The organism is Kribbella sp. CA-245084, from assembly GCF_050942355.1.
Classification (GTDB): Bacteria; Actinomycetota; Actinomycetes; order Propionibacteriales; family Kribbellaceae; genus Kribbella.
Map to the genome: position 1 here is coordinate 965,911 of NZ_CP192053.1, position 12,524 is coordinate 978,434.

A 12,524-nucleotide genomic window follows, 5' to 3' on the forward strand; every position below is an offset into this window, starting at 1 on the left:
CGGGGGTGAGTGCCATGTTGACGATCGTTGTACTAGGTGGGTTCGGCCTGGTGCTGGTGGTTGCAGCGTTCATCGTGACCGATGTTCTGGCCGGAATCCGGCGGAACGAACCCAGCAGCACGGAAGAGAAGACCGCGGGACGAGTGATCCGGGTGCGTGGCCCGGTCCGCGGCCAACTGGAGAGCGGTGCCCCGGCCGTCTACACCGAGGTCATCGTCGAGTACTACACCCGTCGGGGCGAGGGACCGTACGAGGTCGCCCGCAAGTTCCCGGTCGGGAGCAGGATTACTTACGCCAAGGCTGACCGGGTGATCGTCGCGTACGACGTCCGGACTCCCCGCCGGGCCCGTCTGGCCGGCCGGGTCAGCCACTGGCCGGCCCTGGGGCTGCCCACCGCAGCTCGGGCCGCCTGACCGTTCACCTGCTTGAGCCACCCCCGGCTCAAGCAGGCAGATGAGGGGCGAGCAGGTTGTACAACACCGGCCGGCCCTGATCCAGCACGTACTCCGCCTCGTCCGCGGACAACCGATCCGCCAGATGAGCCAGCGACTCGCCCATCGCGATGCTGAGCGTGACGGCCAGGCGGAAGTCCCGCGAATCCCGCGCGCCGAACCGCGCCGCGAGCAGCTCCGCGAACTCACCGGCGTGCTGATCGTCGAACTCGCCCGGCTTCGACTCCAGCTCCGGATCGCCGAGCCCGCTGAGCACGACCGCCTTGAACCCCGGATCGGTCCGGTGCATCTCCCGGAACGTGTCCAGCGTGACGTCGACCGCCGCCCGCCAGCTCGACACGTCGGCCAGGCGCTCGCTGACCGCTTCGGTGTAGCGCGCCTGGTTCCGCCGCTCGATCGCCTGGATCAGGCTGCGCTTGTCCGGGAAGTACCGGTACACGCTGCCGACCGCGATCTCGGCCCGTTTCGCGATCCCGCTCGTCGACGCCGCGTCGTACCCGCGCTCGACCACCTCGGCACAGGCCGCGTCCAGGATCCGCTCGACCTGCCGGCTGGCGCGGTCCTGGGTCGGCGTACGGCGGAGCGGATACGCCCCCGAAGTCACCATGTCGCTCATTGTCCATCGTCCGGGGGGACAACGTTGCCACCTTCCTGTGACAGATTGCCCTCAATCGCAGTCGACGGAGGGGACGTTTTCGCATGCGCATCAGCAGAACCGCGGTGGCCGGCCTGGCTTCGGTGGCACTGGCCGCGTCCGGGGTCGCCGGTACGGCGGTCAGCAAGCACGACTCGCACGACGGGGACAGCCTGCGGCTGAACCAGATGCAGGTCGTCGGGTCGCACAACTCGTACCACCGGGAGCTCAGCCCGAACGAGCAGAAGGTCCAGCAGCAGCAGAACGCTGGCTCGGTCGACCTCTGGTACTCGCACGCTCCGATCTCCCAGCAACTCGAGGACCAGAACGTCCGCTCGCTCGAGCTGGACCTGTTCCCGGACCCGCAGGGCGGCCTGTACACGTACCCGCTGATCCGGAAGCTGACCGGCCAGGGACCGCTGACCGACCCGGCGATGGCCAAGCCCGGGATCAAGGTCATGCACATCCCGGACTTCGACTACAACACCAACTGCGACACCTTCGTGCTGTGCCTGCAGCAGGTGAAGACCTGGTCCGACGCGCACCCGAGCCACGTGCCGATCGCGATCAACCTCGAACTGAAGCAGTCCGACCCGAACGTGGTCGCGGCCGGCGGCGTCGTCGCGCCGCCGTGGGACGCGGGCAACCTGGACAGCGTCGACACCGAGATCCGCTCGGTGTTCACGGAGAACGAGATCCTCACGCCGGACGACGTACGCAAGCCCGGCCTGACGCTCGAGAAGTCCGTGCTGACCAAGGGCTGGCCGAAGCTGAAGGACGTCCGCGGTCAGGTGATGTTCTACTTCGACAACGGCGGACCGGGCGCGATCCGCGACACCTACACCGCCGGCAAGCCGAACCTGGAGGGCCGGGCGGTCTTCACCCGCGGGCCGGAGGGTGCGCCGGACGCTGCGGTCACCGAGGTGAACGACCCGCGCGGTACGGGCCAGGCCGAGATCCAGCGGCTGGTTCGCAAGGGCTACCTCGTCCGGACCCGGTCCGACGAGCCGATGGCAACGATCCGCGACAAGGACTACACGCGGCTCGGGATTGCTCTGGACAGCGGCGCGCAGTGGGTGACCACGGACTTCCCGGTCGCCGGTATGGCTGCTCGCTACGACAGCGACTTCGTCGCGAAGCTGCCCGGGCACACTCCCGTACGATTCAATCCCGTCACCGCAACCGCGAAGACGGCTGTCTCGGAAGGGTGAGCTGAAGATGTCGGAGCATGTGGTCGATGTGAGTTGGAGCCGTGGCGAGTACGACTTCGCCTACGACAGCTACAACCGCGACCACGAGTGGCGCTTCGACGGCGGCATCACGGTGCCCGGCTCGGCGAACCCGAAGTACCTGGGCAACCCGGGCCCGGTCGACCCTGAGGAGGCGTTCGTGGCGGCCCTGTCGTCCTGCCACATGCTGACCTTCTTGTCGATCGCGGCCCGGAAACGCCTGGTAGTAGACGCGTACGACGACCACGCGATCGGCGTGATGGCACCAAACGCCGCGGGCCGACTGGCGATCACGCAGGTCACCCTGCACCCCAAGATCGTCTGGAACGGCCCCGAACCAGACGCCGAAACAATCGAAAAAATCCACCACCTGTCCCACCAGGAATGCTTCATCGCAAACTCAGTAACCACCGAGATCACCATCGCCACCTGACCTCCTCCAGGAAACCCTGAAGAAGAAGGATTCATAGGAGTGGCTGGCTCCGGAACTCAGGGCGTGTTGTTCGGTCGGCGCGTTTCGCGCGCTGGGTCGTCGCAGGAGCCTGCCCTGGAGGCAACCTCGGACCTGGGCCACCGCTGGCTTCGGTCTCACAGGTGTTGGGGTCTAGGGTCCCATCCCTCGGGTTTGGCCCCTCAGATCTACACCTCGACAGGAGGTGTGATGGTGTCGGGCTCGGTCTCAGGCGTACGCGAGCAGCCCGGGGCCGGCCGTTGGAGGCACACGTCCTGTCCAGATGCAGACCAACCAGCAGGATCACACAGACCTGGCAGCTGCCCGACCGGCGCTGGTTCGCCGAGTCGTGGACAAGAGCCCCAAGCCGGTACGCCGAGTCGTGGACAGTGGCTGCAAAATATCGCCAGAACCCACGACTCGACGACTCCGACACCGGATCCGGCTGGTGTCGGGGCAGGCTTGGGCTTCAAGCTCTCCCGGCATCCCACCGCGCCTCCACCACGCGGACTCACCCAGCACTTCTGAATAGCCCTCAAAGAAGAGACACAGACTGGCGGCCGACCTCGGTGATCGACCGCGAGTTTGACTGCGCCCGCTCGGCTGGCGGACCTGTATGGAATCAGCCAGCCGACGGTGTCGTGGATCCGCGACCGGATAAGTCGAACTGGCGGCCGATCGCCAAGCCGGCCACGACCTTGAATCCTCTTTTGTTCTTTGTTCTTTTGCTTCGGGTTCGCCTGAGACTGTTGGACAGCCGTCTCTTCAGTTCCTTCAGGCAAAAACCACCCGCCGGACCGGCCTGAGCCTCGCGCAAGCGGCGTCAGGATGGTCGGCGGGTGGTTTTAGGTGCACCTCTGTGGCGGTGCACCGGAAACGGATCCGGCGGCGCCTCGCACTGGGCGCCTCTGCGTTGGTGCGACTTCCGTGCGGTCTAGCTCGGTGGGCAAGACCGTCCGGCGCGCCGCCGGGGATCCGTTCGTCCGGTTCGCGCCTTACTGCTCGGCGGCGGCGTCGCTCCGGTCGTCTGTGGTCTGGTTGTCGACCGCCAGCAGGTCCTCGAGCTCACGGACCTGCTCGTTGGCCATCGTGGTCATCAGTCGGTGGATCGTCATGCCAGTGAGACGCACCCGACGCGCAGGTATGACGGGAATCCGCGATGTGACCTGAACCACTACTTCTCGTCGAGCCCGTCCAGCCGCAGTGGGACGAGTTTCCGGGCGTCGTCGTACGACGTGCCGGTCAGCTCGAGCAGGTCGATGATCGTCGACCGGAGCTGACCCAGCACGACGACCGCGGACAGCCCGTGCGGCAGGGGCATCACCGCAGTACGGCGGCCGAGCTCGCCCAGCACGCGGTGTGCGGCGACGTCGGCGGCCGGCTCGAACAGTGATTCGCCGATCAGGCGGGTACCGTCGGCGAGGCGCTCGAGCAGCATCGGGTACTCCGAGGGCATCGCCTCGTCCCGCCAGACGGACACCGCACAGCGCCGTACCAGGACCCGGACGTTCCGGATCGCGCGATCGAGCGGTATGACGAGATCGGCGATCTCCTGCACCCGCCCGCGGTGCCGACGGCGGAACGGCGACAGCCGGACCACCGCGATGCCCTCCTCGGCGGCACTGCGCAGGTCGTCGAGCTGGGACTCGCTCGACCGGGCGCGGCGGAGCGCATCGGTAACCGCCTCCTCGTCGCGCGTGCGGAGCCCTTCCGCGGTCTCGATCAGGATCTCGGCCAGCTCACTCAGTACGCCGGAGGCTTGTTGCCGCGGACGCCTGATCGCGGCGGCCGGGGCGATCGTGGCGGCCGCCAGCGCGACGAGGCCACCGAGGACCGCGTCGAGCCAGCGGCTGAAACCGGCGCTCGGGTTCGGCAGCAGGGTGGTGACGATCGCGGCCTGGACGCCGGCCTGCGTGGTCATCAGATTGCCGGCGCCGAGCAGTACGGCGACGCTCATCGCGAGCGCGATCACGAAGACGATCTGCACCACGCCGGTGCCGAATCCGCGGACGAACAGGTCGCCGACGCCGACTCCGACCGCCACGCCGACCATCAGCTCGGCCACCCGCCGCAGCCGCTGGCCGAAGCTGAACCCGAGGCACACCATCGCCGCGACCGGCGCGAAGAAGGGTGCCTTGTGGCCGAGGACGTACCGGCCGAGCGCCCAGGCGACTCCGGCGGCGAGCGCGCACTGGGTGATGAAGAAGGCCCGGCTACGCCAGCGTTCGATCCGCCGGTCGATCGAGGCACGCGACCGCTGGGCGGCCCGCGGCGCGATATCGTCGCGCAGCTCCCGCAACTGGTCCAACGTCAGCCTGACCGGATCCACCTGCCCCATTCTGCGTCGAGCTTGATTCCACCGCCTGCGACGCGCCAAGGTTGCCCCATGAGCGACAACAACCGTGAGGACTACGGCAGCTACTCCGTCGACGATGAGGATCAGCTGCAGAAGGAGGACACCCTGAACGACCGGGGTGTCGACGATCTGCTCGACGAGGGGTACTCGCCGCCGGAGAAGTGGTCCGCGGGCGAAGGATTCGGCACGACGGCCGACGAGGCGCTGCAGGGCGAGACGCTGGATCAGCGGCTCGGCCAGGAGGTCCCCGACACCGACCCGTACGCCGAGGACGGCGAGGATGTCGGCGGCCCGGAGGTCGGCGTACGGCGCTCCGGCCGGCTGGTCGCCTCCGACGAGGGCTCGCGCGGCGACGACGACGATGAGCTGTTCGCCGAAGACGTCGGCATCGACGGCGCCGCGGCAGGAGCCGAAGAGGCAGCCGTCCACGTCGTGGACGACGAGGACAACTTCGAGCTCGAGGACGACGACGAGGAAGACCTCGAGAGCTACGACAACGTCGACCTCGGCGACGTCACCGACCCCGAGGACTGAGTTGCCGCTCGCTGGCGGGTTATTTCACCGGTGACGTCATACAGGGGCGCCGTCGACCACATAACCAGCCAGCGAGCTACCGCCGGGTGACGCTGACCACCGATCCGTGGCGGGGAACCAGCGTGACGTTCTTCGCCTGGGGTGGTTCGGGCTTCGGGTGCGGGGCCTGGAAGTTGTAGGTGCTCAGGGCGGCGCGGAGGATCTCCGTGCCTTCCATCAGCGAGAAGCCGGCGCCGATGCAGCGCCGGGCGCCGCCGCCGAAGGGCATCCAGGTCCCTGGCGCCGGCGGGTCGTCGGACAGGAACCGCTGCGGGCGGAACTCCTCCGGCATCGGGAAGTGCTCGGCATCGCGGTGGACCAGCCCGATCGCGGCCATGATCGTCGTACCGCGGGGCAGGCGGTAGCCGGCGATGTCGGTGGTCTCGGTGAGGCGGCGGCCGACCTGGTACACCACGGGATGCACCCGCAACGCCTCCTTGACCATCGCCTCCAGCTCGTCGTCCGCGCCGGCATCCGCTGCCCGCTGCCCGAACGCGAGATCCTCCGGCCGCCGGGCCAGCTCGTGGAACGCCCACGCCATCGCGGTCGCCGTCGTCTCGTGCCCGGCCAGCAGCAACGTCACCAGCTGATCCCGCAGCTCGACGTCGGACCAGTTGCCCGCAGCAAGCAGTCGCGAGAGTACGTCGTTGCGCCCGGCAAACGTCTCGCGGCGCTTGGCGATCTCGTCGGACAGGATCTCGTCGACCTTGCGCTGGGTGTCGAGGTACGTCTTCCACGGCCGGATCCGGAGCAGCGGCGGGTAGAAGCCGCCGAGCATGATCACCGGCGACACCGAGACGATCTTGTCCATCAGCGGGCGCAGGGTGTTCAGCCGGTCGATGTCGGTCACGCCGAAGACCACCTGCAGGATGATCTCGAGCGTCAGGTTCCGCATCCGCTGGTGCACCTTGAACGGCTTGTCCACCGGCCATTTCGCGACCTCGGCCTGTGCGAGCTCGAGCACCATCCCGGCGTACCCGCGCAGCGCCGCGCCGGAGAACGCCGGCATCAACTGCTTGCGCATCCGGACGTGGTCCTCGTCGTCGAGCAGCAGCAACGAGTGCGAACCCATGATCGGCTCGAGCACCGTGTTGCCTTCGCCGGCGTGCATCACTGCGGGCGGGCTGCCGAACACCTCACGGATGTGGTCCGGCCGGCTCAGTACGACGCACACCCGGCTCGACGGCACCAGGCGGATCGTGAACACGTCGCCGTACTTCGCCCGCATCCGCGGGAAGAACGTCCGGCGGTGACTCGCGAACAGCACGGTCTGCAGGAGCGTCGGGAGCTTCGGGCCTGGCGGCAGCGTGCGGGCCGTCTGCCGGTCGAGAGTCCGGGAACCGAGCAAGGGTGTCGGAGCCATATCTTCACGCTACGTCAGGTGGGTGAACGCCGGGCATCGAACGCGACAAGGGCTGCGACGATCCGCGGCAGCTGGTCGTCCTGGACCGGATCGAGCCCGGTCAACCTGCCGACCTGGCGGAGGCGGTAGTCGACAGTGTTGGCGTGGACGTGCAGGTCGGCAGCTGTCTGCCGGCGGTTGCGCGCGTTGCCCAGATAGGACCTGAGGGTTGTCATCAGGTCGGCTCGGTCGGCCAATGGAGTGAGCATTTCGGCTAGGCGATCGCGTGCCGGACCCGGGCGGCCCAGCTGGTATTCGAGCAGGAGATCGTCGAGCTCGTAGACGCCGGGCGGTCTGCCGTGAACGCGGACCACGTCCAGAAGGTCGCGTACCAAGGCGACTCCTGCCGGAACGTCGCCCGGTACGACGGTTGTGCCGGCGAGCGTGATGTCGACACCGGCGGCCCGGCTCAGCCTGTCCCGGAGGCCGGGGAGCTCGATCGAGTGGGGCCGCGGCGCGTCGGAGTCTGCGCCGGTCGGTGCCGGGAGCAGGGCGATTCCGCCGTCCGGGCTCAAGCCGGACATGCTGCCCGGGATGCGGTCCAGCTCCACCCGGATCCGCCGGAGCTTGCGGCGGGCAACAATCGCGCTGTCGACGCCGGGCCGGCGTTCGTCCGGATGGGACCCCGCCGTCAGGCCGAGGACGACGTACTTCGTCGGCAACCGCAAGCCTCGCCCGACGGACTCGTCGACCGGGCGGCCGTCGAGCAGCGCCGCGAAGACGGATTGCCGGCTCGCCTGGTCCTCGCCGACGATCGACTGCCGCTCCTCGAAGTAGCTGGCCGATACGACCGCGGTCACCCGCTGGAGGAAGTCGAGGATCAGCCGGTTGAGCGCGATCGCGTCCTGGAGCTCGTCAGGTTGGAACCTTGCCGCGACGTGATCCGCGCAGACCCTCCCGCCCAGGTGGTACGCCGCGAGCAGCGCCTCGAGCGGCACGCCCTCCTCGGCGCGACGGGTCGCGGACTCCCGCAGCGGATCGAGCGCCTCGCCGGTCGGTACGACGCCGGTGCGGAACGTCTCGGCGAATGCGCGCAGCGTCCGCTCGGTGATGCGGCGGATATCGCCCTGCAGTTCCTCGTCGGGCAGCTGGGCGTAGAGCGGGATATCGGCGACCAGCCGGCGCAGTACGTCGTCGACCAGGCGGCTGAGGTCGGTGCGCAGGATCTCGTGCACGGGTACGCCGCCGGAACGCAGCTCGTTGTGATCCGTCACAACGATCACCCCTCGAAGTCTGGGTCTCGCCCTAGCGACCGGCGGGCGCTTTGGGGTCGAACATTACTACCCAAGGGTAGTGAACGATCGGCGACGAAGGGTGATGGCGATGAGGCGAACAGGTCTGCTGGCGGTCGGCGTACTGCTGGCCGGGCTCCTGACCGGTCCGGCGGTGGCGCGGGCGGACGGGCCGCTCGAGTACGTCGCACTCGGCGACTCGTCTGCTGCGGGGCCGCTGATCCCGCCGCAGGTCGACGTACCGTGCCTACGGTCCGGGGTGAACTACCCGCATGTCGCGGCTCAGTTGCTCGGTGCGCAGTTGAAGGACGTGACCTGCTCCGGTGCGGTCATTCCTGACTTCAGCGGGAAGCAGTTCGGGTTCGAGGCACCGCAGTACGACGCTCTCAAGCCGACGACCGATCTGGTGACGGTCGCCATCGGAGGGAACGACACCGGGCTGGTATCCGCGGCACTGAGCTGCATCAACCTGCTCCCACCGCCCGCCGGGGCCTCGTGCAAGGCGCGCCTCACCGCCGGCGGCCAGGACCAACTCGCGGCGCGCATCGCGGCCACCGCTGCTCCCTTCGGCCAAGCCCTCGACCGGATCCACCAGCTCGCGCCGAACGCCCGCATCCTCGTCACCGGCTACGGCACGTACATCCGCCCCAACGGCTGCTACCCCGTCATCCCCGTCTGGCCGGTCGACGCCAACTACCTCCAGGCAACCATCGACCGCCTCAACACCATGCTCGCCCAACAATCCGCCGCCCACGGCGCCCACTACGTAGACCTCCGCACCCCCAGCATCACCCACGACGCCTGCGCCCCAGTTCCCGACCGCTGGCTCGAGGGCTTAATCCCCACCTCAGCCGCAGCACCCCTCCACCCCAGCGCCCGCGGCATGGCCGCCTTCGCCGACCTCGTAGCCACCGCCGCCCGCTGACCCCCTGGGACCCGCCCGTTTGGTGGGTACGCCCACGAGAGTGTGGGTTGGCCAACCGGATTCCGGCTGGCCAACCCGTTGTCTGGTGGGTGTACCCACCAAACGCCGAATGCCCGCCTGTCTGGTGGACGGGCGGGCCTTCGGGGGTGGGGGATCAGGAACGCTTGAAGCGGAGGGTCTGGATCTGGAAGGGGCGGAGGTCGAGGGAGACTCCGTTGTCTTTCAGTTCGCGGTCTGCCAGGTGGCGTTCCAGCAGGTCGACCTCGGTGGCCGAGGAGGCCTGGAAGGACGGCTTGATGGTGGCTCGGGAGCGGCCGCCGGTGGATTCGTAGAGGCGGACAACCACGTCGCCCGACTTGTCATCCGCCAGCTTGATGGCCTCGACGATGACGTTGTCGTTGTCCAGGGCAACGATCGGCTCGACGTCGTCCGCACCCGTGATCACGCGCTCGGGGAGGTTGATCGCGTAACCCTCCTCGATCGCCTCCGGGATGCCGGCCCCGACGACCAGTGCGTGGTTCACCACGTGGACGCCCTGGTCGGTCTTGGGGTCGGGGAACCGCGGCGCGCGGATCAGCGACGTCCGGATCGTGGTCGTCGTACCGCCGTCTGCACGCGCGGTCCGGTTGATGTCGTGGCCGTACGTCGAGTCGTTGACCACGGCAACGCCGTACCCGGGCTCGCCGACGTGCACCCAGCGGTGCGCCGCGATCTCGAACTTCGCCGCGTCCCACGAGGTGTTCTGGTGCGTCGGCCGGAAGATGTGCCCGAACTGCGTCTCCGACGCCGACCGGTCCGCGTGGACGTCGACCGGGTACGCCGCCTTGAGGAACTTCTCGGTCTCGTGCCAGTCCATCTCGGTCTCGATGTCGACCCGCTTGGTGCCCGGGCGGACCCGCAGCGTCTGGGTGACGGTGGACCGGCCGAACGAGCGAGTCACGACGACGACGGCCTCGTCGTCGTCCGTGCTGAAGTCGACGCTGTCGACCTCGGTGACGTCGCGGACGTTGTTCTTGTAGAACGAGTCGACGTCCCACGCGTCCCAGTGGTTCGGGGTGTCCACGTGCAGCTGGAGAAGGTTGCCCACGGCACCTGGTGCGATGACCTCGCGCTCGGCCTCGACGTCGTACAGCGAGGTGATCAGACCGCGCTCGTCGATCGTGACCCGGATGCGGCCGTTGTCGATCACGCCGTTCTCGACGGTGACCGTCGGGCCCGCGGTGGCAGCGATGCCCGCGCCGAGGCCGGCGACGCCGTTGCGGCCGTGCGGCGCGGCGTTGAAGACGATCTGCTCGTCACCCTCGCCGGCCAACGCCTGCTGCGCGCGGGAGATGATCGCGTCGAGCTCGTCGGCGATCTTCGCGTACGTACGCTCGGCCTCGCGGTGCACCCACGAGATCGACGAGCCGGGCAGGATGTCGTGGAACTGGTGCAGCAGCGCGATCTTCCACAACCGGTCCAGGTCCTCGTACGGGTACGTGTCGAGCTTGCCCGCGACAACGGCCGCCGTGGTCCACAGCTCGGCCTCGCGGAGCAGGTGCTCGGTCCGCCGGTTGCCCTGCTTGGTCTTGGCCTGCGAGGTGTACGTCGCCCGATGGATCTCCAGGTAGAGCTCGCCGGACCAGACCGGAGCGTGCTCGCTGTACTCCTCCTCGGCGGCGCTGAAGAACTCGGTCGGGGACTCGATCGTCACCTTCGGCGAGGACTCCAGGTCCTTCACCCGGCGAGCGGTCGCGACGAACTCACGGGTGGGGCCGCCACCGCCGTCGCCGTACCCGAACGGAACCAGCGAGCGGGTCGCGGCGCCGTTCTCCTGGAAGTTCCGCTGCGCGTGTGCAAGCTCGCGACCGGACAGGTCGGAGTTGTACGTGTCGATCGGCGGGAAGTGGGTGAACACCCGCGTCCCGTCCAGGCCCTCCCACCAGAAGGTGTGGTGCGGGAACTTGTTCTCCTTGTTCCAGGAGATCTTCTGGGTCAGGAACCACTTCGAGCCGGACAGCTTCACCAGCTGCGGCAGCGCCGCGGTGTAGCCGAACGAGTCCGGCAGCCAGACCTCCTGGGTGTCGATCCCGTACTCGTCCAGGAAGAACCGCTTGCCGTGCACGAACTGCCGGGCCAGCGCCTCGCTGCCGGGCAGGTTGGTGTCGGACTCGACCCACATGCCGCCCACGGGGACGATGGTGCCCTCGGCAACGGCCTTCTTCAGCCGCTCCCAGACCTCGGGGTAGTTGTCCTTCACCCAGGCGTGCTGCTGGGCCTGCGAGAACGCGAAGACCAGCTCCGGGTACTCCTCGGCCAGGGTGGCGACGTTGGAGACCGTACGGGCGACCTTCCGCCGCGTCTCCCGCAGCGGCCACAGCCAGGCGGAGTCGATATGCGCGTGCCCGACCGCGGACAGCTGGTGCGCGCTGGCGTGGGCCGGACGACTCAGTACGTCGGTCAGCTGGGCGCGCGCGTCCGCGGCGGTGCCGGCGACGTTCTCGTAGTCGAGGACGTCCAGCGAACGGCTGATCGCGCGCAGGATCTCGCGACGGCGCGGCTCCTGGGCGGACAGCTCGTTCTGCAGGCTGTTGAGCGCCTCGAGGTCGAGGATCAGGTCCCACACCTCGGCGTTGAACACGGCCAGGTCGGCGCGGGCGAGCTGGTAGATCGGGTGGTCGCCGAGCTTGGCGCCGATGTCGACCTTCGCGTAGGCGTTGTCGAGCGGGATCTCCGGGTTCGCGGCGCCCTCGACGTAGAACTCGACGGTGTCGCCGGCCGAGGCCGCCGTACCGTCCGGGCCGAGGATCGACAGCGGGGCGTACGTCTGCCGCGGGTGCAGGCCCTTGAGCGGCTTGCCGGAGGTGGTGTGCACCAGGCCCTCGGCGGAGAAGCCGGGGCCGCCGCTGAAGCCGAGGTCGATGACCGCCTCGATCTCGCTGCCGGCCCATTCGGACGGGACCTGGCCGCTGAACTTGAACCACGCGGTGCCCCAGGCCGGACCCCACGGCAGGCCGATCTCGGCCTTCTCGTAGGTCTGGGCCAGCGCCTCGGCGGGGGACACGGGCTCACCGGGTGCGTGCCACACCTCGATGTCCAGCGGGACCGCCGCGCCGTAGATCGCGGGGCGGAGCCGCTCCCGCAGGGCGCGCCTGAGCCGCTCCTCGATGAGTTGACGGTCGTCGTGCACGAAATCAGCCTCCGGGGGAGATCCTCACGCGACCGCGACGGCCGCACGGATGACAACGCTGTCACACCTACCCCTGGCCCGTCCAGACGCAGTTTGGCCAC

General features: G+C 68.6%; 10 protein-coding genes. 5 read left to right on the forward strand and 5 right to left on the reverse strand.

The window, feature by feature from the left end; genetic code table 11:
• Positions 1 to 14 precede the first annotated feature (14 nt).
• Positions 15 to 413: a hypothetical protein gene (locus ACQPYH_RS04860; RefSeq protein WP_432887170.1), complete on the forward strand. Its 399-nt coding sequence runs from the start codon at positions 15 to 17 to the stop codon at positions 411 to 413.
• A gap of 28 nt (positions 414 to 441) precedes the next feature.
• Here the strand turns inward: ACQPYH_RS04860 and ACQPYH_RS04865 are convergent, their stop codons facing one another.
• The gene (locus ACQPYH_RS04865; protein WP_130446242.1) at positions 442 to 1,059 is read right to left on the reverse strand and encodes a TetR/AcrR family transcriptional regulator; all 618 of its coding nucleotides are present in this window, start codon (positions 1,057 to 1,059) and stop codon (positions 442 to 444) included.
• Positions 1,060 to 1,151: 92 nt separating this feature from the next.
• On the opposite strand from ACQPYH_RS04865, the gene ACQPYH_RS04870 reads away from it, so the two are divergent.
• Together ACQPYH_RS04870 and ACQPYH_RS04875 are read left to right on the forward strand one after the other, a co-directional pair.
• On the forward strand, positions 1,152 to 2,297 hold the full coding sequence (locus tag ACQPYH_RS04870; RefSeq protein WP_432887173.1) for a phosphatidylinositol-specific phospholipase C1-like protein: 1,146 nt from the start codon (positions 1,152 to 1,154) through the stop codon (positions 2,295 to 2,297).
• 7 nt (positions 2,298 to 2,304) lie between these two features.
• Positions 2,305 to 2,748: an OsmC family protein gene (locus ACQPYH_RS04875; protein WP_432887176.1), complete on the forward strand. Its 444-nt coding sequence runs from the start codon at positions 2,305 to 2,307 to the stop codon at positions 2,746 to 2,748.
• Positions 2,749 to 3,940: 1,192 nt separating this feature from the next.
• Here the strand turns inward: ACQPYH_RS04875 and ACQPYH_RS04880 are convergent.
• Complete coding sequence (locus tag ACQPYH_RS04880) at positions 3,941 to 5,095, reverse strand: FUSC family protein (RefSeq protein WP_432887179.1); 1,155 nt, start codon at positions 5,093 to 5,095, stop codon at positions 3,941 to 3,943.
• A 57-nt stretch (positions 5,096 to 5,152) separates the two neighbouring features.
• Between ACQPYH_RS04880 and ACQPYH_RS04885 the strand changes: the two genes are divergently transcribed.
• Positions 5,153 to 5,656: a DUF5709 domain-containing protein gene (locus ACQPYH_RS04885; protein WP_432887182.1), complete on the forward strand. Its 504-nt coding sequence runs from the start codon at positions 5,153 to 5,155 to the stop codon at positions 5,654 to 5,656.
• 76 nt (positions 5,657 to 5,732) lie between these two features.
• On the opposite strand, the gene ACQPYH_RS04890 is transcribed toward ACQPYH_RS04885, so the two are convergent.
• The gene (locus ACQPYH_RS04890) at positions 5,733 to 7,058 is read right to left on the reverse strand and encodes a cytochrome P450 (protein ID WP_432887185.1); all 1,326 of its coding nucleotides are present in this window, start codon (positions 7,056 to 7,058) and stop codon (positions 5,733 to 5,735) included.
• Positions 7,059 to 7,072: 14 nt separating this feature from the next.
• Positions 7,073 to 8,320 (reverse strand): PucR family transcriptional regulator, encoded by a 1,248-nt coding sequence (locus ACQPYH_RS04895; protein WP_432887188.1) that lies wholly within the window; start codon positions 8,318 to 8,320, stop codon positions 7,073 to 7,075.
• A 100-nt stretch (positions 8,321 to 8,420) separates the two neighbouring features.
• Here ACQPYH_RS04895 and ACQPYH_RS04900 point away from each other — a divergent pair, with 100 nt between their 5' ends.
• Complete coding sequence (locus ACQPYH_RS04900) at positions 8,421 to 9,254, forward strand: SGNH/GDSL hydrolase family protein (RefSeq protein ID WP_432887191.1); 834 nt, start codon at positions 8,421 to 8,423, stop codon at positions 9,252 to 9,254.
• Between the two features lie 154 nt (positions 9,255 to 9,408).
• Here ACQPYH_RS04900 and ACQPYH_RS04905 read toward each other — a convergent pair whose 3' ends face one another.
• Positions 9,409 to 12,423 (reverse strand): alpha-mannosidase, encoded by a 3,015-nt coding sequence (locus ACQPYH_RS04905; RefSeq protein WP_432887194.1) that lies wholly within the window; start codon positions 12,421 to 12,423, stop codon positions 9,409 to 9,411.
• Between the last annotated feature and the right edge of the window lie 101 nt (positions 12,424 to 12,524).

What these genes read in the sequence shown, in the direction of transcription:
- ACQPYH_RS04860 (WP_432887170.1), top strand. Translation starts at nt 15, where the DNA reads ATGTTGACGATCGTTGTACTAGGTGGGTTCGGCCTGGTGCTGGTGGTT.
- ACQPYH_RS04865 (WP_130446242.1), bottom strand. Translation starts at nt 1,059, where the DNA reads ATGGTGACTTCGGGGGCGTATCCGCTCCGCCGTACGCCGACCCAGGAC.
- ACQPYH_RS04870 (WP_432887173.1), top strand. Translation starts at nt 1,152, where the DNA reads ATGCGCATCAGCAGAACCGCGGTGGCCGGCCTGGCTTCGGTGGCACTG.
- ACQPYH_RS04875 (WP_432887176.1), top strand. Translation starts at nt 2,305, where the DNA reads ATGTCGGAGCATGTGGTCGATGTGAGTTGGAGCCGTGGCGAGTACGAC.
- ACQPYH_RS04885 (WP_432887182.1), top strand. Translation starts at nt 5,153, where the DNA reads ATGAGCGACAACAACCGTGAGGACTACGGCAGCTACTCCGTCGACGAT.
- ACQPYH_RS04890 (WP_432887185.1), bottom strand. Translation starts at nt 7,058, where the DNA reads ATGGCTCCGACACCCTTGCTCGGTTCCCGGACTCTCGACCGGCAGACG.
- ACQPYH_RS04900 (WP_432887191.1), top strand. Translation starts at nt 8,421, where the DNA reads ATGAGGCGAACAGGTCTGCTGGCGGTCGGCGTACTGCTGGCCGGGCTC.